Consider the following 25,777-nt stretch of genomic DNA (forward strand, 5'->3'; position numbering starts at 1 on the left):
AGATGAGAGGGTCAATGCACACGCACTCGCCGGAGGGACGACAGGAATGACGGAGACGGTCACCAACTGGGCAGGCAACATCACCTATGCGGCCAAGGAGTTGCACCGCCCCCACTCGCTCGACGCGCTGAGGACCCTGGTGACCGACAGCGCCAAGGTCCGCGTCCTGGGCAGCGGCCACTCCTTCAACGAGATCGCCGAGCCGGGTCCCGAGGGCACCCTGCTCTCGATCGCCGGGCTGCCGCCGGTGATCGACGTGGACACCACGGCCCGCACGGTACGGGTGTCGGGCGGCGTCCGGTACGCGGAACTGGCCCGCGTGGTGCACACGCATGGGCTCGCGCTGCCCAACATGGCGTCCCTGCCGCACATCTCCGTCGCCGGTTCGGTGGCGACCGGCACGCACGGCTCGGGGGTGACCAACGGATCGCTGGCGGCACCGGTGCGGGAGGTGGAGCTGGTCACGGCCGGCGGGGACACGGTACGGATCGGGCGGGGCGACGCCCGGTTCGACGGCGCCGTCACCTCACTGGGCGCGCTCGGCGTCGTGGTGGCCCTCACCCTCGACCTGGAGCCGGCCTTCGAGGTCGAGCAGCACGTGTTCACGGAACTCCCCCTCGCCGGGCTGGACCCGCAGACGTACGAGACGATCGCTTCGGCGGCGTACAGCGTGAGCCTGTTCACCGACTGGCGAGAGCCCGGCTTCCGACAGGTGTGGCTCAAGCGTCGCACCGACCAGCCGCTGCCGGACTTCCCCTGGGCCGCGCCCGCCACCGAGAAGCTGCACCCCGTGCCGGGGATGCCGGCCGTGAACTGCACCGAGCAGTTCGGGGTGCCGGGGCCGTGGCACGAGCGGCTGCCGCACTTCCGGGCGGAGTTCACACCGAGCAGCGGGGCCGAGTTGCAGTCGGAGTATCTGCTGCCGAGGCAGCACGCCGTCGACGTACTGCATGCCCTCGACGGGATCCGGGCGACGGTGGCGCCCGTACTCCAGACCTGCGAGATACGGACGGTCGCCGCCGATCGGCAGTGGATGAGCCCGGCGTACGGGCGGGACACGGTGGCGGCGCACTTCACCTGGGTGGAGGACACGCGGGCGGTGCTGCCGGTGGTGCGGCTGCTGGAGGAGGCGCTGGACCCGTTCGACGCCCGCCCGCACTGGGGCAAGGTCTTCACGACGCCCGCGGCGGTCCTGCACGGCCGGTACCCCCGGCTGGCCGGCTTCCGGTCGCTTGCGCGGACACTGGACCCGGACGGAAAATTCGCCAACCCCTTCGTGCGGACGCTGCTGGGCGACTGACCTACGAAGGGCTTTATAAACCCCCTTTCCTAACCCCTTGTCGAAAGTCCCCCGCAGGCCATAGCCTTGCGCCGCGCCGGTGCCGACGTGTCCGGTGCGCCTGAGCGAAGGGACGGGGGTACCCCACCGGTGAAGCGCACATCACGTGACATCCGCACCGCGAATCGCTACGAGGTGCTGCGCCAGATCATCGCCGCGTCGCCCACCTCCCGGCAGGAGCTGGCGGCCGCCACCGGTCTGAGCCTCGCGACGGTCGCCACGCTCGTCGGCGAGCTGCTCGATCTGCGGATGATCACCGAGGTCGGGTTCGAGGACTCGGCGGGCGGCCGCCCCCGGGGCCTCGTGGCCGTCAACGCGTCGGGGGGCGCGTTGATCGGCGTCGACATCGCGGAGACGTACGTCCGTGTCGAGCTGTTCGACCTGGCGCTGAATGTGCTCGCCCGCGCCGAGGAGGACGTCCGTCCCGGTGAGAGCCTCCCCGAGGAGATGGTCGGCCATGTCGCCGCCGCCGTCGGCTCGGTGGTCGCACAGGCCGGCGTCGAGGGCGCGCGGGTGCTGGGCGTGGGCGTCAGCGTGCCGGGGCAGGTGGACCGCGACACCGGCGTCGCCGAGTACGCGCCCAACTGGGACTGGCACGACGTGCCGCTGCTCGACCTGCTCACCGAGCACATCGCCTACCCCCTGTACCTGGACAACCCGCTGCGCGCGGTCGCGGTCGCCGAGCTGTGGTTCGGGGCCGCCCGCGGGCGCGGGGACGCCGTGGTGGTCACCCTCGGAACCGGCGTGGGCGCCGGGCTCGTCCTGGGCGGCGGGCTGCACCGCGGGATCAGCAACAGCGCCGGCGAGTGGGGCCACAACACGATCGTCCTCGACGGCCGGCTGTGCCACTGCGGCAACCACGGCTGCGTGGAGACGTATGTCGGCGCGCCCGGAATCATGCTGAACCTGCGGGAGCTCAGCCCCGGCAGCCCGCTGCTGCACCCGGAGGACCAGACGGCCACCATCGCCGCGCTGGCCCAGGGGATGCGCGAGCACGACCCGGTGGCGGTCAAGGTGGTCCGGGACACCGCCCGTTACCTCGGCGCCGGCATCGCCGACCTGGTCAATCTGTTCAACCCCGAAGTGGTCGTGCTCAGCAGCTGGGTCGCGGCCGCCCTGGGCGAGCCCCTGGTCGCGGAGGTGCGCGAGGCCGTCGCCCGGCACGCGCTGCCGCGTCCGCTGGCCGCCACCGAGATCGTCCTCTCCCCGATCCCCACCGACCCGGCATGTCTGGGTGCGGCGACGTTCGCACTGGAAGGCGCGCTGCAGTCCGTCGGGCAGAGGAATGCCAAACGCACCCCCGCAAGGAGCCGTACCGCACCACCTTCATGACGACGGAAGGGATGCACGTGTCTCACCCCCACCCCCGCAGATCCGCCCTGTGGACGGCCGCAGCCGCGCTCGCCGTCGCGGGCCCCCTGATATCCGCCCCGTCCTCCTCGGCCGCCACCCCCACGGCGGCCGAGGTCTCCCCGCACGCCGCCCAGACCATCGACGACATCGGTGCGTCGGGCGCCTGGTGGGTCAACGACCTGCAGCACTTCAAGCCCGAGGTGCAGGCCCGGGTCGCGGGCCTGCTCTTCTCCCAGCAGGGCCTGGCCCTCTCCTCGTACCGCTACAACATCGGCGGTGGCGGCGTCGCGGTCACCACCCCGGCCCGCGCCGCCCAGGACTTCCTGGGCCCCGACGGCTCGTACAACTGGAGCAATGACAAGGGCGGCCGCACCTTCCTGAAGTACGCCGCGAAGTACGGCGTCAAGGACCTGATCGGCTTCGTCAACAGCGCGCCCGCCCAGTGGACGACCAACGGCCACAGCTGCGGCGGTCGGTTGAAGGCGGGCAGCGAGGCGGACTACGCCAAGTACGTGGCGGACGTGACCGACCACTTCGCCGAGCATGGCGTGAAGCTGGACTACATCAGCCCGTTCAACGAGCCGGACAACGACTTCGGGGACTGCGGCCAGGAGGGCATGCAGGTCACCGTCGACCAGCGCGACGACATCGTGCGGGCGTTGGGTGCCGAGCAGCGGGCCCGCAAGCAGCAGACGTCGATCATCGCCGACGAGTCCAGCAAGACGACCCAGTTCACCGACGAGCTGCCGCAGTGGATCTCGCAGCCCGGCACCGCGCAGTATGTGTCCGCGCTCGCCCACCACACGTACAACAACCCCAATGACGGCCAGCTGGGCAACGTCTACGAGACGTCGAGGGCGGTCGGCAAGAAGTCCTGGGCCACCGAGATCTGCTGCTTCGGCAAGGGCGGCACGGGCTGGAACCAGGAGTACGACCCCACCATCGACAACGCCCTGCTGATGTCGCGGATCATCTACAAGGACTTCGCGAGCTCGCACGATTCGGCGTTCCAGTGGTGGGTGGCCCTGGCCAGCGGCTACGGCACCTCACCCACCGAGCGCAACGACACGGGCTGGAACGACGGCCTGATCTACTACGACCCCGACTACGCGACGAACGGCAACCAGCAGCTGTACTTCACCAAGCGGTACTACGCGCTCGGCCAGTACAGCAGGTTCGTGAGGCCGGGCTCGGTCGCGCACGACGTGACCGGGGCGCCGGACGGCGTCGAGGTGTCGTCGTACGACCGGGGCGGCAAGTGGGTCGTCGTGGTCAACAACCACAACTCCACCGACACCCCGCTGAGTTTGCACTTCAACAACAAGACACCGGTGCGGGCCGCGCAGGCCGTGCGGACCTCGGCCACCGAGGACTGGGCGAACGTCGCCAGGCCGACGGTGAGCGGCGGCACGGCCTCCACGACCCTCGCGGCCCGCTCCATCACGACGTACGTCTTCGACCAGAAGGGCAAGGGCAGTTCGGCGATCACGGGTGCGCTGCAGGGCAAGCAGTCCGGCAAGTGCCTGACCGCGGGCGCGTCCGGGGCCGCCATCAGCACGTGCACCGGCGGGACCGAGCAGTCGTGGTCGTACGACGGCAAGGGCGCCCTGAAGGGTGCGAACGGCTATCTCACGGCCGGGAGTTCGGGCCTGACGACGACGGCCGACTTCACCGGTGACGCAAGCCAGCGCTGGCTGCTGAACGCCAACGGCCAGATCCTCAGCGAGGCGTCCGGCAAGTGCCTGGACGTCAGCGGGCAGGCGACCGCCGACGGCGGCAAAGTGATCCTGTACAGCTGCAACGGCGGCACCAACGAGGTCTGGAACAAGGCCTAGTCCCCCTGTACCGAGGGCCGCCGGCCACACCCTGACCCGGCGGCCCTCACCCCCGCACCGACCCCCATGTTCGGGATTCCGAACCGGATTTAACGCTTCGAACAGACTTCGTCCAACCCCTTGCCGAAGCCTTAGCCGAAGGTTAACGTCCCCGCACCACAACGCAATTCGAGCCACGCAGCAGCCAGGTGCGCTGGAGCCGTGGAGCCGCAGCCGCAATCGAGACAAGGACGTCAGCATGTCGGCAATGAGCAACAGCAACTTCTCCCGTCGGTCCATATTCCGGGCTGCCGCGGGCATGGCCGCGGCCGGCACGCTGGCTGCGTGCGGCAGCAACAACGGGCGGGGCGGGAGCGGTGGGGGCTCGGGCAAGCAGCTCACCCAGTACTTCCACGCCTACGGCGAGGCGGGTACGGAGCAGGCCCTCAAGCGGTACGCGGCGGCCTACAAGAAGGCCAACGTCAACACCAACTGGATCACGGGCAACAACTTCGAGTCCGCGCTGTTCGCGGCGCTGCTCACCTCGAAGGCGCCCGACGTCTTCGAGTTCCACCCGCAGCTGCAGCTCGTCAAGAGCGGCCAGGTGGCGGACCTGACCGACATCATCGACCCGGTCAAGAGCGACTTCAACCCGAACGACATCAAGTCCCACACGGTCGACGGGAAGATCTACGGGATACGGATGATCGACGACCCGCAGTTCTTCTACTACCGCAAGTCGATGCTGGAGAAGGCGAAGGTCGACGTCCCGACCACGCTCGACGAGCTGATCGAGGCCGCCGCCAAGCTCACCACCGGCAAGGTCAAGGGCGTCTTCCTCGGCAACGACTTCAGCGCGATCCAGAACCCCATCATCTGGTCCGCCGGCGCCGACACCATCAACGAGAAGAACGAGATCGCCTATCACACGGACGGCGTCATCGGGGGCCTCAAGCAGCTGCGCAAGCTGTTCACCAGCGGCAACGTGCTCCTCGACGCCCCGACCGACTTCTGGGACCCGTCCGCGCTCAACCAGGGCCTGTGTGCCATCCAGTGGGGCGGCATGTGGTCCATGCCCGCCATGCAGAAGGCGCTCGGCGACGACCTCGGCATCTTCCCGTTCCCCAAGATCGGCAGCGCGGGCAAGCCGTCCGTCTACAACGGCGGCTGGTCGATCTTCGTCAACGCCAAGGGCAAGAACGTGGAGGCGGCCAAGGAGTACGTGAAGTGGCTGTGGCTCGACCAGACGCAGTACCAGGAGGACTGGGCCACCTCGTACGGCTTCCACATCCCGCCGCGCACCTCGATCGCCAACAAGGCCACCAAGCTCAAGTCGGGCCTGCCGGCCGAGGGCGTGAAGCTCTTCACGGACTACGGCCACTTCGACAACATCGCCTACGACCAGACCATGCAGAACGCGTTCGCCGAGGTGATCGCGTCCTCCGTCCGTAAGAACGGCGACCCGGAGAAGGCGCTCGACACCTGCGACAAGAAGGTCAACGTCGAGCTCAAGAAGCTGTTCGGATAGGCCGCCGGGAAGACCACGACATGTCGACCACCACCACACGCGGGGTCGCCCAGCCCGCCCCGGCCAAGGCCTCCCAGGCCCGGCCGCGGCGGGGCCTGCGGGGCAACGCCACCCTGAACTTCTGGCTCTTCACCGGGCCCTTTCTGATCGGCCTGGCGATCTTCGTCTTCGTGCCGATCGTCTGGAGCATCTGGCTCAGCTTCTTCGACGCCCGCTACACCGTCACACCGAGCCATTTCATCGGTTTCGACAACTACAAGCAGATCCTGACCAACAGCGAGTTCCCCGGCTCGCTGGTGACGTTCACCGTGTTCGCCGCGTTCATCGTGCCGACCACCTGGGCGCTGTCGCTGGGCCTCGCGCTGCTGGTCAACCGGCTCAGGTTCATGCGGGCGTTCTTTCGCTCGGTGTTCTTCCTGCCGACCGCCGTCTCCTACGTGGCCGCGGCCCTGATCTGGAAGATGTCCATCTTCAGCGGCGTCCGCTTCGGCCTCGCGAACACGGTCATCGGCTGGTTCGGCGCCGACACCATCGCCTGGATGTCCAACCCCACGCCGCCCTGGTACTGGCTGGTCATCGTGACCCTGCGCCTGTGGATCCAGTCCGGCTTCTACATGATCCTGTTCCTGGCGGCGCTTCAGAACATCCCGAGCGAACTGTACGAGGCGGCCGCCATCGACGGTGCGAAGAAGGGCTGGCAGACCTTCCGGTACATCACGCTGCCGCAGCTGCGGGCCACCTCCACCGCGGTGATCCTGCTGCTCCTCATCGCCGCCTACCAGGCGTTCGACGAGTTCTTCAACATCATCGGGCAGAAGGCGACCTGGGCCCAGACGCCGCTCATGGTGCTCTACAAGTCGGCCCTCGGCACCAGCCAGGACTACGGCGCGGGCAGCGCGGGCGCGGTCATCCTGTCGCTGCTCATCTGTCTCGTCACCCTGATCCAGGGCAAGTTCATGGGCTTCGGAAGGGGGGACGAGTCCAAGTGACCACCACCGCACCCCAGGTCGGCAAGCAGCGCAAGAAGGGCCGGGGCGTCTTCGGCAACACCGGGCTCTACATCGCCGTCGGTGTCGCCGCTCTGCTCTTCCTGATCCCCTTCTATCTGATCGTCCGCAACTCCCTCTCCACGGATCTGGAGATCACGGGCGAGAACTGGAAGGTGCTGCCCTCCTTCCAGTGGGGCAACATCTCCGAGCTGTTCGACGATCCCACGGTCGACTTCGGCCGCTCCATGATCAACTCGCTGGTGGTCGCGGTCCTGACCACCTTCGGCACCCTCCTGGTCTGTTCGCTGGCCGGCTACGGCCTGGCCCGCATCCCGTACAAGCACGCCAACAAGGTCTTCTACGCGGTCCTGGCGACCCTGATGGTCCCGACGGCCGTCACCTTCGTGCCCAGCTTCGTGCTCGTCTCGTCCCTCGGATGGGTGGACACCTACCGCGGTCTGATCATCCCGGGCCTGTTCAGCGGTTTCACGTGTTTCCTCTTCAGGCAGTACTTCCTGGGATTCCCCAAGGAGCTGGAGGAGGCGGCACGCGTGGACGGGCTCGGCTACTGGGGCGCGTACTGGCGGATCGTCGTGCCCAACTCGCTGAACTTCTTCGCGGCGATCGCCACGATCACCTTCATCAGCGCCTGGAACTCCTTCCTGTGGCCGCTGGTCATCGGCCAGGACCCGAGCTCCTGGACCGTCCAGATCGCGCTGTCCTCCTTCATGACCAACCAGACCGTGAACTTCCATCTGATCTTCATGGCCACCGCCATCTCCATCCTGCCCCTGATCTTCGTGTTCCTCTTCCTCCAGCGCTGGCTGGTGCAGGGGATCGCGCAGACCGGTATCAAGGGCTGACACCCGCAATCCCGAGACCTGGAGACCGATGACTTCCCGCACCACGGCCATCGACTACGTCGAGGACGTCTCGCCCGGCAGCGGCGCCCTCCCGCCCCGCGCCTGGTACCCGTCCTCCGATGCCAAGTCGCTCTCTCTGAACGGCAGTTGGCGCCTGCGCGTCTCCCCGACCGTCGACGCCGAGGACGACTCCTTCGCCGAGGAGGGGTACGACGCCGAAGGCTGGCCCGAGGTCACGGTCCCCGGCCACTGGGTCCTCCAGGGCGACGGCGCCTTCGGCCTGCCCATCTACACCAACCACCTCTACCCCTTCCCGGTCGACCCGCCGCACGTCCCGACGGAGAACCCGACCGGCGACCATCTGCGCGTCTTCGACCTGCCCGCGGACTGGCCGGCCGACGGCGGGGCCGTCATCCGCTTCGACGGCGTCGAGTCCTGCGCCCGCGTCTGGCTGAACGGCACGGACATCGGCGAGTTCAAGGGCTCCCGGCTGCCGCACGAGTTCGCGGTCGGGCACCTGCTGAAGCCGAGCGGCAACGTGCTCGCCGTACGCGTGCACCAGTGGTCCGCGGGCTCCTACCTGGAGGACCAGGACCAGTGGTGGCTGCCCGGCATCTTCCGTGACGTCACGCTGCTGCACCGTCCTGCCGGCAGCGCCCTCGACTTCTTCGTGCACGCCTCCTACGACCACGTCACCGGCGAGGGCACCCTGCGCGTCGACTCCGACGTGGACGGGCGGGTGACCGTGCCCGCACTGGACATCGATGTCGCGACCGGGGAATCGGTGACGGTGCCCGTCGAGGCGTGGACCGCCGAGACGCCGAAGCTCTACGACGGCGTACTGGCGACGGACGGCGAGCGCGTCCCGCTGCGCATCGGCTTCCGGACCGTCGTCCTCGAGGACGGCCTGATCAAGGTCAACGGCAAGGCGGTCCTCTTCAAGGGCGTCAACCGCCATGAGTGGCACCCCGAGAAGGGCCGCGCCCTCGATCTGGAAACCATGCGTGAGGACGTGCTGCTGATGAAGCGGCACAACGTCAACGCCGTCCGCACCTCCCACTACCCGCCGCACCCGGCCTTCCTCGACCTGTGCGACGAGTACGGCCTGTGGGTCGTCGACGAGTGCGACCTGGAGACCCACGGCTTCACCGAGCAGGCCTGGCGGGACAACCCCGTCGACGACGACCGCTGGACCCCGGCCCTTCTCGACCGTGCGGCCCGCATGGTCGAGCGGGACAAGAACCACCCGTCGGTCGTCATCTGGTCGCTGGGCAACGAGGCCGGCACCGGGCGCGGCCTCACCGCCATGGCCGAGTGGATCCACGGCCGCGACGCCTCGCGCCTCGTGCACTACGAGGGCGACTGGAACTGCCGTGACACGGACATGTACTCGCGGATGTACGCCTCCCACGCCGAGGTCGAGCAGATCGGCCAGGAGCTGGACGGGGGCACGCACAAGCGGCGCCGGCTCCCCTTCATCCTGTGCGAGTACGCGCACGCCATGGGCAACGGCCCCGGCGGACTCGCCGACTACCAGCGGCTGTTCGAGACGTACGAGCGTCTCCAGGGTGCCTTCGTCTGGGAGTGGATCGACCACGGCATCACCCACCCCGAGCTGGGCTACGCCTACGGCGGGGACTTCGGTGAGGAGCTGCACGACGGGAACTTCGTCTGTGACGGGCTGCTGTTCCCGGACCGGACTCCGTCGCCGGGGCTCCTGGAGTTCAAGAAGGTCGTCGAGCCGGTCGGCATCGGGGGCGACGGCTCCGACGGAACCGTACGGGTGACGAACAAGCAGGACTTCGCCGACCTGTCCGCCTTTGCGTTCGAGTGGTCGTACCAAGTGGACGGGGAGACCGTCGAGTCGGGTTCCCTGCCGGTGCCCGCGCTCGGCCCGGGCGAGTCGGCCGATGTGAAGCTGCCCGAGCCGCCCGCCGACGGTGGCGGCGGCGAGACACAGTGGACGGTGCGGGCCTCGCTGGCGGCCGACACGGCCTGGGCGGCCAAGGGCCATCCGGTGGCATGGGGCCAGTTCGCCGTGGTCGCACGGCCGTTGCCGACGGTCACGGCGTCCGACGGGCCGGTCCTCGGTGAGCGGGTCATCACCCTGGGCCCGGCCTCCTTCGACGCCCGCACCGGTGCGCTGAAGACCGTCGGCGGGATCGCGGTGAACGGTCTGCGCCTCGACGTGTGGCGGGCGACCACCGACAACGACGAGGGCGCCGAGTGGCAGACCGACGCGCGCTATGCGGAGCTGTGGCGCAAGTACGGCCTGCACCGCATGCGGCACCGGCTCGACGGCGTGGAGATCGGCGACGACGCGCTGACCGTACGGACCCGGGTGGCCCCCGCCGCCTGGGAGTTCGGCCTCGCGACCGTGTACCGCTGGACGTCCGACGGCAACCGGCTGAAGCTGACGGTGTCGGTGGGCCCGGAGGGTGAGTGGACGGTGCCGCTGCCGCGGCTCGGCGTCCGCTTCGGGCTGGACGCGGGCGCCGATCGCGTGCGCTGGTTCGGCGGCGGCCCCGGTGAGGCGTACCCGGACACCAAGTCGGCCTCGCAGATCGGCCGTTGGGAGTCCACGGTCGACGCACTGCAGACGCCGTACCTCCGCCCGCAGGAGAACGGTGCACGCGCCGACGTCCGCTGGGCGGAGATCGGCGGACTGCGCATCGAGGGCGACCCGGAGTTCTCCTTCAGCGCCCGGCGCTGGACCACCGAACAGCTGGACGCGGCCTCGCACCGCACCGATCTCACCCCCGGCGGCACCGTGTGGGTCAACCTCGACCACGCCCTGCACGGCATCGGCACCGGGTCCTGCGGCCCGGGCGTTCTGCCGCAGTACCAGCTGCGCGCCGAGCCGGCCGAGTTCTCCTTCGTCTTCTCGGAGATCAGTTGACGGACACCGACATACGGTCCACAGCGGCCGGCCGGCTCTTCAGCAGGCCGGCCGCGGTGGCGTCGTGCGTCGGCTTCGTCCTCATCGGCATGCTCCAGGCGCTGTACGGCCCCTCGGTGCCGGGTCTGCGTGCGGAGTTCGGTCTGTCCCCGGCCGGTGCCGGGCTCGGTCTGAGCCTGCACTTCACGGGCGGTGTCGCGGGCGTCCTGGCCTTCAACGCGATCCACTCCCGGATCAGCAACAGGGCGCTGCTGGCGGCGAGTTACGGCCTGATGGCGCTGGGCGGCGCCGGCTTCGCGCTCGCCCCCGACTGGCCCCTGGCGCTCGGCGCCGCCTTTCTCGGCGGCCTCGGGTTCGGCGGCATCGACTACGGCCTCAACCAGCTCTTCGCGGTCGGCTTCGGCGACCGTTCCACGGCCATGCTCAACGTACTCAACGCCCACTTCGGCATCGGGGCGGTGCTCGGTCCGGCGGTGGTGGCCTGGCTGGGTCCGGACGCGTACGCCTATGCCTTCGGGGCGTGTGCGGTGCCGGCCGCGGTGCTGGTCCCGCTGGGATCGAGCGGCGTCCGTACCCGCCCTGTCGAGCGGTCGGAGAAGGAGCGGCGGCCCGGCTCGCGGGGCGGCGGCCTCTCCCGCGTCCTCGTCGGCTTCCTCGCTCTGTACATCCTGAACGTGGGCGTGGAGGCGGGGGTGGGCGGCTGGGAGCCCACGCATCTGGAGACCGTCGGCTACAGCGCGACCGTGGCCGCCTCGGCGACCTCCGTGTACTGGCTGATGATGACGGCGGGCCGTTTCCTCGTCGTGCCGATCACCCTGAGGCACTCCCCCGAGCGGATCCTGACGATCTGCGCGGCCGGCATGACGGTGTGTCTGCTGCTGGCACGTGTAAAAGGAGTGGCGCCGGTGGCCTACGCCGGTGTTGGGTTGTTCATCGCGCCGGTCTTCCCGACCGGACTGCCCTGGCTGAACAGGGCGCTTCCCCAGGCGAGGCGCGCCGGTGCCTGGGTCATCGCCGCGTCGATGATCGGCGGAGTGGCGGCTCCCCCGCTGCTGGGGGCGGGCATCGAGGCCTCGGGCATCCACGCCGTCCCCTGGCTGCTGACCGCGCTCTCCGCCGCCTCGCTCGCGGTGACCGTCTGGCTGATCCAGCTCACCCGGAGGTTCATCGAGTGATCGGCAGTATCGAGGTCCGCTCCCTCTCCCGCTCCTTCCACACCACCGTGCGCCGTCCGGGTCTCGCCGGCGCGCTCAGATCGCTCGTCAACCCGGAGCGCGCCGTCAAGCACGCCGTCTGCGACATCAGCTTCGACGTGGCGCCGGGTGAACTCCTCGCCCTGCTGGGCCCGAACGGCGCAGGCAAGTCCACCACCATCAAGATGCTCACCGGCATTCTCACGCCCACCTCCGGCGAGGCCCGGGTGGCGGGCGTGGTGCCGTACGAGGAGCGGGAGCGCAACGCCCGCAACATCGGGGCCGTGTTCGGGCAGCGCACCCAGCTGTGGTGGGACCTGCCGGTGCGCGAGTCGTTCTCGATCCTGCGGGACATCTACGACGTTCCGGATGCCGAACACACCGCCCGGCTGCGGGAGTTCGACGACATCCTCGAACTGTCCGCCTTCTGGGACACCCGGGTGCGCCATCTCTCCCTCGGCCAGCGGGTGCGCTGCGACCTGGCCGCGGCCCTGCTGCACGACCCGCCGGTCGTCTTCCTCGACGAGCCGACCATCGGCATGGACGTGGTGGTCAAGGAGCAGGTCCGGGAGTTCCTGCGCCACCAGGTGGAGGAGCGCGGCCGTACGGTGCTGCTGACGACGCACGACATGACGGAGGTCGAGCGGCTCGCCGAGCGGGTCGTCCTGATCAACCACGGGCGGCTGGTCCTCGACGGCACTCTCGACGAGATCCGCCGCAAGTTCGGCTCGACCTGGCAGGTGCGGGCGACGCTCGCCGACGGGCACGGCGACGTCGTACCGCCCCCGGGCATCGCGCTGCTGCGGCAGGACGGCCCGCAGGTGGTGTTCGGCCCGGATGGACCCGAGGCCCCCACGGTCCACCAGGCGCTCAAGGCGGTCATCGAGCGGTACGAGGTGACCGGCATCGCCATCGACGAGGCGGACCTGGAGGACGTCATGCGGGTCGCGTACGCGCATGCGGAGCCCGCGGCGGAAGGGGTCTGACATGGCCGTTCCGCACGCGTGGCGGGCCGCCCGCGTCACCCCGCTCGGCGAGCTGCACGCCCCGCCCCGGATGACGGCCGTCCTGGTCCGGCTGGTCGTCCAGGTGGTCCTGGTGGCGTCCCTGTGGAGCGGCCTGTACGCACATTCCGGCGCCACGGCCGGCATGAGCCGCGAGCAGGCCATCACCTACGCCGTGCTGGCCGTACTCGCCTCCCGGCTAAGGGAGTTGGACCAGTACACGGGCCGGGACACGGTTCTGCAGCACATGCACTTCGGCACCATCGTCTACTGGTATCTGCGTCCGCTGCCGCCCGCCCGCTACCACGCGCTGCGCGCGCTCGGCGAGCAGGTCTACGGGGCCGCGTGGGCGCTCGCCGGATACGCGGTGTGTCTCGCGGCCGGGGTGATCGAGCCGCCCGGGTCGGCGGCCGTGGCCGGGGTGTTCGTGGTCAGCCTGCTCCTCGGCCAGCTGGTCCTCTACTTCGTGATGCTGCTCCTGGACCAGCTGTGCTTCTGGACCATCCGCAACAACTCCGCGATGCTCATCCTGCTCTTCGCGCAGAACCTGCTGTCCGGGGTGTACGCCCCGCTGTGGTTCTTCCCCGGCTGGTTCCGCACCATGAGCACCTTCCTGCCCTTCCAGGCGACGCTCAGCGTGCCCCTGTCGCTGTACGTGGGTCGGATCCAACTCTCCGACGCGGGCGGGCAGTTGGCGATCCAGGCCGTGTGGGTCGTACTGCTCTTCCTCCTCACCCGGTTCCTGTGGCGGCGGGCCGCCCACCGGGTCATCTCCCAAGGAGGCTGAGGCTCATGAATGCCGTCCGGATCGCCTGGCGCATCACACGCCTCAACATTCGCGCCCAGATGGAGTACCGCATCGAGTTCCTGCTGAACATCGCGATCGGCGCGATCTGGCAGGTGTCGGTGATCGTGTTCGCGACCGTGCTGCTGACCCGGTTCACCGGGATGGGCGGCTGGGACAGCTCTCAGGTGCTGCTGATCCCGGCGACACGGATGCTGGCCCACGGTCTGTTCGTGCTGTGTCTGGGCCGGGTGCACCAGCTGGGCCGGTTCGTCCAGGAAGGGAAGATCGACACCTATCTGCTGCGCCCGATGCCGGTCCACCGGCAGGTGCAGCTGGAGTTCTTCCCCACCAACGCCTTCGGTGACCTGACGGTCGCCGTGGGCCTGATGGTCGGCGCCCTGTCCCGCAGTCACCTCGACTGGACGGCGGGGCGGGCCGCGTATCTCATCGCCTGTGTGCTCGGCGGCATGCTGCTGGAGGCCGCCCTGTTCACGGCGGTCGCCTGCGCCGCGCTCCGCTTCCCGGCCGCCGACTACTGGGGCCGCTGGCTGGAGGAGCTGCTCGGCACCTTCGGCAGCTACCCGCTGAACGTGCTGCCCAAGGCGGTGGGCGGCTTCCTCACCTTCGGCCTCCCGCTCGCCTTCGTCGCCTACTTCCCGGCCGCGGTGCTCACCGGGCACGGACACGACACGGGCGTCCCGTACTGGCTGGCGGCCGCCTCCCCGCTGCTCGGCGCGCTCGCGTACCTCGGGGCGCGGCTGCTGTGGCGCTGGAGCCTGAACCACTACACGGGGGTCAATGGATGATCCCCCTCAACGCGCCCGTGCCGGCCGGGGCTTCGTTTCCCTGAGCCGCCACGCTCGGCCGCCGTTCACGCGGTGACCAGGTCGTTCCAGTGCTCTGCCAGCTCCGGAATGGGCTGCGGGACGGGGCCGAGGCCTCTGTCGTACGGGGCTTCCAGCTCGTCGACGGCGTCCTTGACCGCGCGTTCGGAGAGGGCCGGCGGTACGGGGGGAAGCGTGTAGCGGACGCCCGGGCCGTCGCAGGGGTGCGGGGTGGTGTCGGCGTGGTGCGGTACCGGTGTGTAGCTGGTCCAGTCGAGGCTGTTGAGGCGGTGGATCTGTTCGGCCCAGTGCTGGGCGTCACGCATGTCACCGCGGCGCAGATGGAGCAGATACAGGCACAGGGCGGCGGTGACGCTGCCGGCGCCCGCGGTGTAGCGCCACCAGAACTGGGCGCCCTCCTCCTGGTCGGCGAGGTACAGCAGACAGGCGAAGGTGAGGGCGCCGTCGGGGTCGCGTTCGGTGTCGAAGGCGGTGATGCGGCGGGCGGCACCGTGGTGGTGGACGGTGCCGCGGCACAGCAGGCGCAGGTCGTGCGCCGCCTGTTCGTGCAGGGCGGCCGGGAGCGGGTTGGCCCCGGCGGTGCGGCCGCGGTGCGCGGCGATGGTGAGGAACCGCATCCAGCGCAGCTCGTGCAGGTCACGTGCGAGGTCGTGCCGGGCGGCTTCCAGGTCGGCGTAGCTGTACTCGCCCCGGAAGACGCGGGAACGGCGCAGGGCCTCCTCGATGCTGCGCGGGGTGCGGTTCACGGGTGGGTCACTCCTTCTCGTCGTCGGCGGTGTCGGGAGCGGTGCAGGGGGCGACCTCGGTCCGGTAGCCCATGGCGGTCGCGAGCCGGTGGATCGCGGTGCGCCGGGTGGACCGTACGGTGGCCTCACGGATGCCCATGATCAGCGCCGTGTCCCTGGTGTCGAACTCGAGCACGTCACGCAGCAGGATCACGTCGAACTGGCGCTCGCTCAGCCGTGACATCTGCCGGAACAGGCCCAGCCCTTCCTCGAGTTCGGCGATCTCCTCTCCGTACTCGGCCTGGAAGGCGCTGCGGAAGGCGCCGAGCAGGGGTGCGCTGGCCGCGCGGATGGCCCGTGCGAAGGCGAGGGTCTCGGTCGTCGCCGGGCTGCGGCCCTGAGCGGTGAGTTCGCCGTGGACACGCTGCTTGAACAGGGCCCAGGCGTAGGCGCCGGGATTCTCCATGGCCTCCAGGCGGGGCCAGATGGTGGCCAGGTACAGGAAGGTGCGGTTGACCAGCCGGCGGGCTGCGAGGGCGTTGCCGCCGAGGTGGATGCGGCTGTACTCGAAGCACGCGCGGTCGTAGCGGGCGTGGAAGTCCCAGAACTCCGGCGGCATGACGAAGTCGGAACTGCGCCTCGTGCCTCCCGCGGGGTCGGGCTGCGGGCTGGTCATCGGTGGCCTCCTTCGGTCCAGGAGGCCTGGGCGGGGGGTGTCGGAGCGGGGGGAGGCTGCTGTTCGCTCAGGGCGAGGGCCCCTACGCGGACTCCGGCGCCGAGCAGACGCCGCACTAAGAACCACACGTCGGGCGCGTACGAGCGCGCCACGGCGGCGAAGGCCAGCACGAGGCTGACTACGTCGTAGTTCACAGTGACTGTTTTCCTTCTCTTTCAGTCAGTGCCGTTACCGCCCGGTCCCCCGCACTGGACGGGCCTGACACCTAGAGCCTCGTTGCTCTGGGAAACAGACAACCGGACGCGACCCGGGAAACGTGCAGTCCTTCGAACAGATCTTTCTAACGGAGGGTAACTTTCCGCTGACGGTTGGCCAGCGGCGAATTCACACCCGCGCACCGCCATGGCACGTCGGCCCTCGCACCTCATGTGCCACCCCCGCCGAACTGCGCATCCACCGAAAGCGAAGGATTTCGAACGCCGTTTGCGCGAACGTGACTTGATGGACCCCGTAGGTGCTGTGCCATAGGTCACAGTCACCCGGAAGGGATGCGGGCCGCCGCGCAGGATGGGGCCATGAACCCGCCCTTCGACGACCCCACTCCCCGTCAGGTCCGGCCCGGCGAGTACCCCGCACTGGACGAGGCTCTCGCCCTGGTCAACCGGGACCTCGCCGCGACGCTGCCGGAGCAGGCCCCGCTCCGGATGATGGCCCTGCCGCACGGGGAGGAGGGCGAGCCGGAAAACGTGTACGTCAGTCCGCCCGACGGCGATTGGTGGGGCAGCCGGCTCTGGCTGAACTCCCCCGACTCGCCCCGCGACGACCCCCTCGCCACTCTCGCCGTCGTCGCCGAGGCGGCGCAGGACGCCCTCACCGAGGACCTCTGGCAGGCCTGGCCGGTGTGCACCGTGCACGACCTCGGGATGCATCTGGGCGAGGCGGACGGGCGGCCCGTGTGGCGGTGCGCCGGAGCCGGGCGGGACCCGGAGCACGTACGGGCGGCGGTCGGAGAGCTCGACACGCTCCGTCGGGGACGGTGATCACGCCAACTCCGCCCGGAACCCCTGGCGCCACGACGGGTACCGCGGCTCCCAGCCCAGCTCCCGCCTCGCCTTGGCGTTGGAGAAGCCGCGGCCCTCGGTCATCATGGCGACCACCATCTCGCCGGCCAGCAGCCGGGCCAACCACGCCGGGAGCCGCCGCGGCGGCTTGGCGCCGGCGCACCGCGCGAGATACGGCAGCCACTCGGCGACCGGCGCGGGCTCGTCGTCGACGATGTTGAAGACACCCCTGGCCTTCTGCTCCACGGCCAGCACGGTGGCGCTCGCCGCGTCGTCGAGATGCACCCACGAGGTGTAGCCGGTGCCGCCCCCGACGAGCGGGAACATCCGCCTGCGCACCATCCTCACCTGGTCGTCGTTGGCGCCCGGCCCGTAGAACGCGCCGTAGCGCAGGGCCGCGCCGCCGGCGCTGACGACGGCGTCCTCGAGATGACTGAGGGCCTTGGTCCCCTCCAGCACCTCCAGCGGGTCCTCCTCGGTCTTGACCCAGCCGCCCTCTCGGTTCCCGTTGAAGCTGGCATGGCTCTGCGCGACGACGTGCGAGACGCCGGTGGCCTCGGCAGCGGCCAGCAGATGGTCGATCCCCTCGGTGCGGAGCCGGTTGGTGGTGGCGAAGAACCGCTCGGCCTTCCGCATGTCGGGCTTGCCCGCGTGCACCTCGGAAAGGCCCGTCATCTGATGCACGATCACGTCCGGCCGGGCCTTCGCCACCGCCTGACCGACCGACACCGCGTCCAGTCCGTCCATCACGACCCCTTCGGCACCCAGCCGCGTCAGCAGGTCCAGCTTGGCCGGACTCGTCGTCGTGGCCGTCACCTGATGCCCCCGGGCCACCAACTGCCCCACCAGCCGCCGCCCCAGGACCCCGCTCCCGCCTGCCACGAACACCCGCATGACCATCACCTTCCTGATCCCGAACCTGTTTCCGAAGCCCTTCTTCGAGATCTGGGACGAGACAGCCCGGCCGCCTGTGACACGGGAATCAAAATTCGTTCGCCGAGAAGCAGCTAGGAGCACTAGGTTATTTCCTAGGGCTCCTAGGAAAGGCATTCAATCCATGGTCAGAGCCGGCCTCACCCCCGCCCGTATCGTCGCGGCGGCAGCCGACCTCGCCGACGAGGTCGGCTTCGAGAACGTCACCCTGTCCGCCCTGGCCCGCCACTTCGGCGTGAAGGACGCGAGCCTCTACTCGCACATCAGGAACCTCGACGACCTCCGCACCCGCCTCGCGCTGTTCGCGGGCGCCGAGCTGATCGACCGCATCGCCCTCGCGGTCGCGGGACGGGCCGGCAAGGACGCGCTGGCCGCCTTCGCGGGCGCCTACCGGGAGTACGCGCTGGAGCGGCCCGGGCGGTACGCCGCCACCCAGATCCGTATGGACCAGACGCTGATCGCCGCCTCTCCCGGCTTCCGCCGCACCGCCGAGATCACTTACGGCATGCTCCGCGCCTACGGCCTCGAGGAACCCGATCTCACCGATGCCGTACGCCTGTTGCGCAGCACCTTCCACGGCTACTGCGCCCTGGAGGCCACCGGCGGCTTCGGCGCCGCACGCGAGGTACAGAAGTCCTGGGACAAGGCCGTCGACGCCCTGCACGTGACGCTCGAGAACTGGCCCCGGGAGAACAACAACGAGATGGACAGCGAGAACAACAGCGAGGAGCAGAGCAATGGCTGAGGACCTGCACTACGACGTACGCGGCAAGGGGCCCGTCCTCCTGATCGTCCCGGGCGGGGCCGGGCATCCCATGGGGTTCGCCCCCATGACGGACGTGCTCGCCGACCGCTTCACCGTCGTGACGTACGACCCCCTCGGGCTCGCGCACGGACGGCTCGGCGAACCCGTCGGCGACCAGCGGGTGCAGGAGTGGAGCGACGGGGCAGTCCGCGTCCTCGACGAGGTCCTCGCCGAGGACGAGTCCGCGTACGCCTTCGGGACCAGCTCCGGCGGTATCGCCGTCCTCGACCTGCTCGCCCGGCACCCCGAGCGGCTGAGGCACGTCGTCGCACACGAACCGCCGTGCGTGGGGGTGCTCCCCGACGGGCCACGGCAGCAGGCCCTGTTCCAGGAGGTGTACGACACCTACCGCGCCGCCGGACTGCGGGCAGCCGCCGTCCGGCTGGGCGCCGTGCTCGCGGGACAGCGGCCGGAGGACCATCCGTCGGGTCAACCCCTCTCCCGTGAGGAGGAGTTGGGCACCCCGATGGCCCTCTTCCTCGTCCATGTCCTGCGGCAGTTCACCTCGTACGCCCCCGACCTCCCCGCGCTCGCCGCCTCATCCGCGAGACTCACCCTCGCGGCAGGTTCCGACTCACGCGGTCAACTCCTCCACCGCACCGCCCGGTTCCTCACGGAGCGCTGCGGCGACGGCAGCCGCTTCGTCGAGTTCCCCGGCGGGCACATCGGTGTGGCCGAGCATCCCGTCGCGTTCGCCGAGCGGCTCACCGGGACGCTGGAGGAGGCGGCACACCCGCCCCTCTGACCACCTAGACTGGAGGCTTCGGGGGAGGGAGCGTGCCGTGTCTCAACAGCAGCTGGGACGCGGTCCCTTGAGATCGGACCGCACCGCACCGGAACCCGGCGGGCCGAGCGAGGCCGCACGGTTCGTCGGCTGGCTGGGCAGCCTCGGCTGCGCTGCCGCCGGGTATGCCGTCTTCCAGTTCCTGTTCGGGGTGCTGCCCGGCTCCCTCGGCGGGGAGGCCGCCAAATACCTGATCTCGGGGGTCAGCGGGATCGGGACCGGCGTGGCCGCCTGGCTCGCGGCGGCACTGCTCAGGGCCCGTGCCGCGGCCGGCCCCTCCCGGCCCGCCACCACCGCCCCCGTCGTCATGGAACGCTCCGCGCCGGGCCCGCTCCCCCAGGTCTACGCCGCCGCGTACGCCACCCTCGTCGACAAGGTGTGCGTGGTCGACGACCCGGCCCGCGGGCGGCTCACCGGCTGGTCGCACTCCCTGGGCGAGAGCAGCCCGCCCCGCCCCACCTCCGTGGGCACGGCCTACGGCCTGCACATCATGCTCGACTTCGGCGTGCCCGACGGACGGCTGCGCACCGGCGATCTCGTCGACACGCTGTGGCGGCTGCGGCTGCCCCACGGGGGCTGGTCCGCGCGGTCGCAGGGCGCGGAGCCACGGCCCGAGGTCACCGCGCTGGTGCTGGGCGCACTGGCCCGGGCGGGCGCGTCCCGCGAGCGGCTGGCCGAGGAGGTCGGCCGCTGCACGGCCGGCTTCACCCGCGAACTCGACCGCGCCGGGCGGGAGTCGACCCACGTGGTGACGACCGTGCTGCGCGGATTGCTGCGCGCCGCCCCCGAATCCGCCGTACTGCCCGTGCTGCGCGAGGCCCTGTGCGACGGCGCGATCAGCGACCCGCGCCGTGATCACCTGCGCTGCTGGAGCTACCGTCTCGACCCGCCGTACGGAATGCCCTCCGCGCTGCACACCGCGCAGGCGGTGGTGGCCCTGGACCGGGCCGCCCGGGTGCTGGACGAAGCCGAGGGCGCGGGCGCCCGCTCCGCCCGCGAGGACGGGGTGCGCTGGCTGCTGGCCTGCGCCGGCGCGTCCCACATCCGCTGCCCGGACCTGCGGAACCTGCGCGAGGAGGTGCGCCGCCCCCGCACCGACGACCCCGAGCGCCACGAGGTGCTGAACGTACGGCACTTCACCGCGTCCTGGGTGCTGCGCGCCCTGATGACCCCGGGCGCCCGCGAGGTCGCGGCACAGGACGGACTGGAGGATGCCTGGCGGGAGCGGCTGGACGGGGCGGCGGCCGCCGTGTGGGCCGGGCAGACGGACGGCATCTGGTCCTGGGGCCGGACCGACAGCAGTGAGCTGCGGCATCCCATGTGGATGACCTACCAAGGTCTTTCGGCGCTGCGGGCACATGCCGTATGGATGTATCGACCGGAAGAATGAACCGGAAACCGTAGGCCGAAAGCAGCGAACGCGGAGGTATGTGTGCATGGGCGGTCGGCAGGTTCTGGCGGCGCGACGACTGCTGGCCGGGACGCTGGACGGTGAACTGCCCGAACACGAACGGGTCGCCGCGGCCCGCTGCGTCGTCGCCGAACTCGGTTCACCCGAGCGGCTGTTGGAGCTGGTCGCCGAGCTGGCCTCCGGCGAGGGCGATCCGGAAGGGTGCGCCCGGCTCTCGTACCGGCACGTCCTCGGCTTCGACAAGCTGCTGCTGATCGACGGCGGACCGCGGCACATGCTCCGCGCCCACCTCTGGCACCCGGGCGCCGGAGCGATCGGCAAGGAGGACATCCACAACCACCGCTCCCCGCTCGCCTCTTACGTCGTCCGCGGGCGGCTCGCCATGGAGTTGTACGACGTGGAAGGCGGCGGCAGGGACGGGATCCCGGCCGCCCGGTACGAGGAGTCGCTGAGGGAGGGTTCGGCGGACTGGCTGCTGGAGCCGGCCGGTCCCGCGCGGCTGCGGCTGACGCATGTGGGGCAGTACGCGGCGGGCAGCGCGTACGCCCTGCCGGCGCACACCCTGCACCGCGCCTGGTGCGACACGGACGTACCCACGGTGACGCTGTTCCTGGAGACGGGAAGCGGACGACGGCAGCACACCGACGTGTTCACCGAGGCGGGCCCGCATCCGGGTGCCGTACCGAAGGTGCCGCTGGAGACGGACGACTATCTGGCGGCGCTGGACGGACTCGCCGAGCTGCTCAGGAGTTCGTGAAGGCCTGGTCCACGATGTCGAGGTTGTACTCGTCGATCTCGACCGTGGTGAGCTCGGAGCGTTCGAGCCAGGCATAGGCCTGGTCGGCCCGAGGGAGGGTGATCTGCTCGCTCAACGGCCTGACCAGGAAGTTCTCCTGCCAGTTCTTGATCTCGTGCCCTCGGTACTCGCTGACGAAGGACGACTCGCCGACCTTGCGGACGACCTCACCGAGGAGCCCCGTCTCCTCCTTCAGCTCCCGCAGCGCACCGTCCCGGGCGCTCTCCTCCGGATCGAGCTTGCCGCAGGGGACGCCCCACACTCCGGGCAGGAACTTCTCCGTCTCGCTGCGGCGGACCAGGAGCACCCGGCCCTTGTCGTCCATGACGACGGCAGCCGCCAGTCGCTTGTCGCCGGGGATGTCCATGTCCATGGTTCCTCGGTCCCTCGCCGGAGATGAGTCCAAAGGGTCTGATACCCACGAAAGTCCCCACTCTACCAAGGACTCACCGCCGAGCGCTGTGAGCCGGGTCATGAGAGGCGGGTTTACCGGCCCGGTTCCTCCAGGTGGCGGCCAGTTCGAGGACGCGGTCGACCACGCCGGTGACGGCCCGGGCGGGAGTTTCCCGTGGAGTCCCGGTCATACCGGCAGGCCAGGAGCGCCTGGCTTCAGTGACGGCCGCACTGTTCGTGCGTAAACCGTTCGCCTCACACCCCATCCGTTCGGGTCACGCCCGGCCCCTTCGTCCTCGCCGAGTCGCGGGAGGACACGGTCCGGACGGGTGAAATCGCTGCTCCATGAGGGGCGTTGCGCGCGGTCGTCACGCACCGCGCGCACACCGCTCCTCGATCATCTCGGCGTCGGCGCTCGGCCGGCCCGAGACGAGGAGCGGCGCGATGACTCGAAATGTTGCCTGGAAGCGGTCGGCCCGACGGCGCGCCAGGTGGGCCGCGGTCTGTGCGGGGTTCGCCCTGACGCTGGCCGTGGGGCAGCAGAGCGCGGCGGTCGCGGCCGACAGTCCCGCGCCCCCTCCGCCACCGCGGAACCTCCTGGCCCTCCCGGCGGCGGGGGTCGGCGGGCTCCTCGACCCGGAAGGGTCACCGGCCGGGGCCGACGACTGGACCTGCAAGCCCACGCGTCAGCATCCGCGCCCGGTCGTCCTGGTGCACGGGACCTTCGCGAACGCCAAGCTCAACTGGGGCACGATGTCCCCGTATCTGAAGCAGCTGGGCTACTGCGTCTTCGCCGTCAACTACGGCGGGGCGCCCGGCAACCCGATCAAGGCGACCGCGCACGTCCCGGACTCCGCCCGGCAGATCGCCGCCTACGTCGACCGCGTACTGAAGGCCACCGGGGCCAAGCAGGTCGACCTCGTGGGGCACTCCCAGGGCGGCGGTCTGACGCCCCGCTGGTATCTGCGGTTCGCGGGCGGCACGGACCCCGCGCACCCGAAGCGGAACAAGGTGCACAGCCTCATCGGACTGGCGCCCTCCAACCACGGCACGACCGCCTCCGGCCTCGGCACACTGACCACCAAGCTGGGTCTCAACCAGCCCGTCTCCCTCCTCGTCGGCCAGGCCTACGCGGACCAGATGGTCGGCTCCGAGGTGAACAAGACGCTGGACCGGGACGGGGACACGCAGCCGGGCGTCTCCTACACCGTCATCGCCACCAAGTTCGACGAGGTCGTCACCCCGTACACCCACCAGTTCCTGACCGCGGGACCGGGCGCGACCGTCAAGAACATCACGATCCAGGACATCTGCCGCCAGGACCTCTCCGAACACGTGTCGATCGCCTACGACTCCAACGCCGCCCAACTCGTCCGCAACGCCCTCGACCCCACCCACGCCCAGCCCGTCCAGTGCGGTCTCACCCTCCCCGTGCTCGGCGGCTGAAACCCGCCACGAGGTGACGCCCGCCGCCCCGGGAAACCGGGGCGGCAACCTTCACGCCCCGCCGGGTCCGGACCGCCCGTAGGCCCGTCGTCGCGTGGACTCGCCGGACTCGCCGCGACCGCCGCGCTCGTCGGTACCGGTACGCCACGGCCGGCGCCTCGACCCGGCCGCCGACCGCCCCTCGGTCACCACCAGCTCGGTGAGCCTGGTGGCCAAGTTCCCCTATCTTTCGGCGGGTTACAACGACACATGGCGGGGACGGGGCAGGACACGGCCTCGTCCGTGGCCGGATGCACCGGACGAAGTCCGGCGGACCCGGGCCGCGCCCATGCGCACCAGCGAGTGCGCGGACGTGGCCGCGCGGGGTTCAGCCCGGCGCGCTGCCACCACCCCCCGTGGGCTGTGCCTCCCCCGTCGTGAGTCATCACCCTGCGGGACGGGACTCCTCCACGACGATCTCGTCCCGCAATCCGCGGAGCCGGACCCGGACCTCGGGCCCGTCGCTCCAGCGCACGGTCAACTCCCCGGCCCCGTCGACCCGTACGCTCACCGTCTTCCCCAGCGGCACGGGATCCTCCTCCCCGGTCAGCCGGGCCAGCGCCACGAACAGGGTCTCTCCCGCGCCGGTGGCCCCGGTGAGCGCGTCGGAGAGCCCGACGACCGGCGACAACTCGGCCCGCAGGCCCTCTTCCGCCGCCCACCCCGTCAGCCGCACGGTCGTCCCGGGCTCCGCCCCCGCCACCAGGTGCGCCCGCACCTCCACAGCCCCGCGAGCCAGCACCACGCTGGTGACCCGGGCTCCCCCGCCCGCAGTGTGCCGGGAGGCAACCCACCCTTCCCCCACGCCCAACGGCTCGATGTCCGTCCGGCTCGGATCGCCCCCGAGGATCACGCTGTTGTCGTACGACGACGAAGGCTTGGTCACCGTCGAGTAGGCCAGGCGCGTGTAGTACGGGTCGTAGCGGACGTCCTCGCTGCCATGGTTGTGGAGACGGACGATCCCGTCCGAGCTCGTGGACTGCAAGAGCCAGTTGGGGGCCAAGATCGGAGTGAGTGCGTCGGAGCGCTCCGCCGGGCCCGGCTCCTCCGTAGCCGTCCACACCGGGTGGTCCGGCGGCAGGAGCAGGCCGAGGAAGCCCTTGCTCGCCCAGTACGGGGAGGCGGGGCCCGAATAGCCTTGCAGGACACCCGGGTCGGGGCCGTGCCAGCCGAGGGTGAGCAGGCCGCGGGAGTCCATCGCGCCTCGTTCCAGGAAGTACTTCAGGGCCCCCGAGGCCAGCCGCCGCGTCTCGCCCGGCGGCAGCGGCGTGTGTCCCGTCAGCGCGCCCAGCCACAGCGGGGCCGTCGTCGCGAAGCGGTAGGTGAGCGAGCGGCCCTGGTGCATCGGGGAGCCGTCTTTGCCGAACAGGCGGGCGTAGTCCTCGAGATGGCGGGAGAGCCTGCCCCCGTACAGGTCGAGCAGGGCGGTGTCCTGCGCCAGCCAGGCGTGCAGCACCGGGTACAGGTGCATCGCCCAGCCGTTGTAGTAGTCGAACTTGCGGCCGCCGCCGTCGGTGTACCAGCCGTCGGCGACGTACCAGCCCTCTATGCGCTCCAGGCCGCGGTCGACCGCCTTGCGGGAGGCCTCCGTCTCGTAACCGATTTCGGCGAGGAATCCGCCCACCGTCACCGGGAACAGCTCCCAGTTGCAGGGCCAGGCTTCGGCGGTCAGCGCGTCCCCGAGCCAGGCGGCCGCCCGCTGTCGGACGCCGTCGTCGAGGCGGTCCCACAGCAGCGGGCGGGTCAGCCGCAGCGCGAGAGCGATCGACGCCGCCTCGACCAGGGGTTGGCCGCGGTCCTCGATCCGCGGCCAGACACCCGCGACACCGGCCGCGAGCCCGTCGGCGTAGCGCTGAAGCACGGTCTCGTCGCGGCGGAAGGCCGCGGCGAGCAGCGTACGGGCGTAGCCCTCCAGACCGTCGGACAGCCGGCCGGACCAGCTCGTGCGGTCGCCGGGGAGGTGGTAGAGCGCGCCGCCCTCCGCGGCGTACGGCTCGACCGCGGTCAGCAGGGCGTCCGCGGCCGCCTCCCAGTGGGCACGGGTGTAGCCGGTGTGCGGACTCGCCGTGCGGTCCTCGGCAGGCAGGTGCATCG

Annotated in this window: 24 protein-coding genes; 17 read left to right on the forward strand and 7 right to left on the reverse strand. The window is 70.4% G+C overall.

Annotation, left to right across the window (positions count from 1 at the left end):
- Positions 1-46: 46 nt before the first annotated feature.
- From ABT254_RS12025 to ABT254_RS12075, 11 genes are all read left to right on the forward strand, one after another.
- Entirely contained in the window at positions 47-1,300 is a 1,254-nt protein-coding gene (locus ABT254_RS12025) for an FAD-binding protein (protein WP_351467316.1), read from the forward strand.
- A gap of 129 nt (positions 1,301-1,429) precedes the next feature.
- Positions 1,430-2,671: an ROK family transcriptional regulator gene (locus tag ABT254_RS12030; RefSeq protein ID WP_351467319.1), complete on the forward strand. Its 1,242-nt coding sequence runs from the start codon at positions 1,430-1,432 to the stop codon at positions 2,669-2,671.
- Between the two features lie 11 nt (positions 2,672-2,682).
- Complete coding sequence (locus tag ABT254_RS12035; RefSeq protein WP_351467322.1) at positions 2,683-4,527, forward strand: glycoside hydrolase; 1,845 nt, start codon at positions 2,683-2,685, stop codon at positions 4,525-4,527.
- A gap of 238 nt (positions 4,528-4,765) precedes the next feature.
- Entirely contained in the window at positions 4,766-6,034 is a 1,269-nt protein-coding gene (locus tag ABT254_RS12040; RefSeq protein ID WP_351467325.1) for an ABC transporter substrate-binding protein, read from the forward strand.
- A gap of 20 nt (positions 6,035-6,054) precedes the next feature.
- Positions 6,055-7,023, forward strand: coding sequence for a carbohydrate ABC transporter permease (locus ABT254_RS12045; protein ID WP_351467328.1), 969 nt, complete (start codon positions 6,055-6,057; stop codon positions 7,021-7,023).
- Positions 7,020-7,886, forward strand: a complete 867-nt coding sequence (locus tag ABT254_RS12050) for a carbohydrate ABC transporter permease (RefSeq protein WP_351467331.1) — start codon at positions 7,020-7,022, stop codon at positions 7,884-7,886. Before ABT254_RS12045 ends, ABT254_RS12050 begins: the two co-directional genes overlap by 4 nt.
- A gap of 28 nt (positions 7,887-7,914) precedes the next feature.
- Positions 7,915-10,785 (forward strand): glycoside hydrolase family 2 TIM barrel-domain containing protein, encoded by a 2,871-nt coding sequence (locus ABT254_RS12055; RefSeq protein WP_351467333.1) that lies wholly within the window; start codon positions 7,915-7,917, stop codon positions 10,783-10,785.
- Between the two features lie 89 nt (positions 10,786-10,874).
- The gene (locus ABT254_RS12060) at positions 10,875-11,960 is read left to right on the forward strand and encodes an MFS transporter (protein ID WP_450748403.1); all 1,086 of its coding nucleotides are present in this window, start codon (positions 10,875-10,877) and stop codon (positions 11,958-11,960) included.
- Entirely contained in the window at positions 11,957-12,964 is a 1,008-nt protein-coding gene (locus tag ABT254_RS12065) for an ABC transporter ATP-binding protein (RefSeq protein ID WP_351467339.1), read from the forward strand. Before ABT254_RS12060 ends, ABT254_RS12065 begins: the two co-directional genes overlap by 4 nt.
- Before the next feature lies 1 nt (position 12,965).
- Positions 12,966-13,769, forward strand: coding sequence for an ABC transporter permease (locus ABT254_RS12070; RefSeq protein ID WP_351467342.1), 804 nt, complete (start codon positions 12,966-12,968; stop codon positions 13,767-13,769).
- A 5-nt stretch (positions 13,770-13,774) separates the two neighbouring features.
- Complete coding sequence (locus ABT254_RS12075; RefSeq protein ID WP_351467343.1) at positions 13,775-14,575, forward strand: ABC transporter permease; 801 nt, start codon at positions 13,775-13,777, stop codon at positions 14,573-14,575.
- A gap of 65 nt (positions 14,576-14,640) precedes the next feature.
- Here the strand turns inward: ABT254_RS12075 and ABT254_RS12080 are convergent, their stop codons facing one another.
- From ABT254_RS12080 to ABT254_RS12090, 3 genes are read right to left on the reverse strand one after another with little or no spacing between them, the layout of a single operon-like run.
- Positions 14,641-15,360, reverse strand: coding sequence for a hypothetical protein (locus ABT254_RS12080; protein WP_351467346.1), 720 nt, complete (start codon positions 15,358-15,360; stop codon positions 14,641-14,643).
- A 7-nt stretch (positions 15,361-15,367) separates the two neighbouring features.
- Positions 15,368-16,015: a sigma-70 family RNA polymerase sigma factor gene (locus ABT254_RS12085; RefSeq protein WP_351467348.1), complete on the reverse strand. Its 648-nt coding sequence runs from the start codon at positions 16,013-16,015 to the stop codon at positions 15,368-15,370.
- On the reverse strand, positions 16,012-16,209 hold the full coding sequence (locus ABT254_RS12090; RefSeq protein ID WP_351467351.1) for a hypothetical protein: 198 nt from the start codon (positions 16,207-16,209) through the stop codon (positions 16,012-16,014). Before ABT254_RS12090 ends, ABT254_RS12085 begins: the two co-directional genes overlap by 4 nt.
- A 381-nt stretch (positions 16,210-16,590) precedes the next feature.
- Between ABT254_RS12090 and ABT254_RS12095 the strand changes: the two genes are divergently transcribed.
- On the forward strand, positions 16,591-17,055 hold the full coding sequence (locus tag ABT254_RS12095; protein ID WP_351467354.1) for a hypothetical protein: 465 nt from the start codon (positions 16,591-16,593) through the stop codon (positions 17,053-17,055).
- On the opposite strand, the gene ABT254_RS12100 is transcribed toward ABT254_RS12095, so the two are convergent.
- Positions 17,056-17,970, reverse strand: coding sequence for an NAD-dependent epimerase/dehydratase family protein (locus ABT254_RS12100; protein ID WP_351467357.1), 915 nt, complete (start codon positions 17,968-17,970; stop codon positions 17,056-17,058).
- 163 nt (positions 17,971-18,133) lie between these two features.
- On the opposite strand from ABT254_RS12100, the gene ABT254_RS12105 reads away from it, so the two are divergent.
- From ABT254_RS12105 to ABT254_RS12120, 4 genes are read left to right on the forward strand one after another with little or no spacing between them, the layout of a single operon-like run.
- Positions 18,134-18,754, forward strand: a complete 621-nt coding sequence (locus ABT254_RS12105) for a TetR/AcrR family transcriptional regulator (protein WP_351467360.1) — start codon at positions 18,134-18,136, stop codon at positions 18,752-18,754.
- On the forward strand, positions 18,747-19,559 hold the full coding sequence (locus ABT254_RS12110; RefSeq protein ID WP_351467363.1) for an alpha/beta fold hydrolase: 813 nt from the start codon (positions 18,747-18,749) through the stop codon (positions 19,557-19,559). The genes ABT254_RS12105 and ABT254_RS12110 overlap by 8 nt, the downstream gene beginning before the upstream one ends.
- Before the next feature lie 37 nt (positions 19,560-19,596).
- On the forward strand, positions 19,597-20,988 hold the full coding sequence (locus ABT254_RS12115; RefSeq protein WP_351467366.1) for a hypothetical protein: 1,392 nt from the start codon (positions 19,597-19,599) through the stop codon (positions 20,986-20,988).
- A 46-nt stretch (positions 20,989-21,034) separates the two neighbouring features.
- Positions 21,035-21,766, forward strand: coding sequence for a hypothetical protein (locus tag ABT254_RS12120; RefSeq protein ID WP_351467369.1), 732 nt, complete (start codon positions 21,035-21,037; stop codon positions 21,764-21,766).
- On the opposite strand, the gene ABT254_RS12125 is transcribed toward ABT254_RS12120, so the two are convergent.
- Positions 21,753-22,172 carry an NUDIX hydrolase gene (locus tag ABT254_RS12125; protein ID WP_351468063.1) on the reverse strand — a complete coding sequence of 140 codons (420 nt, stop codon included), beginning with the start codon at positions 22,170-22,172 and terminating at the stop codon, positions 21,753-21,755. The genes ABT254_RS12120 and ABT254_RS12125 overlap by 14 nt on opposite strands.
- A gap of 470 nt (positions 22,173-22,642) precedes the next feature.
- Here ABT254_RS12125 and ABT254_RS12130 point away from each other — a divergent pair, with 470 nt between their 5' ends.
- The gene (locus ABT254_RS12130; RefSeq protein WP_351467372.1) at positions 22,643-23,644 is read left to right on the forward strand and encodes an esterase/lipase family protein; all 1,002 of its coding nucleotides are present in this window, start codon (positions 22,643-22,645) and stop codon (positions 23,642-23,644) included.
- Positions 23,645-23,695: 51 nt separating this feature from the next.
- Here ABT254_RS12130 and ABT254_RS12135 read toward each other — a convergent pair whose 3' ends face one another.
- The gene (locus ABT254_RS12135; protein WP_351467375.1) at positions 23,696-23,860 is read right to left on the reverse strand and encodes a hypothetical protein; all 165 of its coding nucleotides are present in this window, start codon (positions 23,858-23,860) and stop codon (positions 23,696-23,698) included.
- Positions 23,861-24,068: 208 nt separating this feature from the next.
- Complete coding sequence (locus ABT254_RS12140; RefSeq protein WP_351467378.1) at positions 24,069-25,775, reverse strand: DUF2264 domain-containing protein; 1,707 nt, start codon at positions 25,773-25,775, stop codon at positions 24,069-24,071.
- Positions 25,776-25,777 lie beyond the last annotated feature (2 nt).

The organism is Streptomyces sp. NPDC001137 (genome assembly GCF_040298885.1).
Lineage (GTDB): Bacteria > Actinomycetota > Actinomycetes > Streptomycetales > Streptomycetaceae > Streptomyces.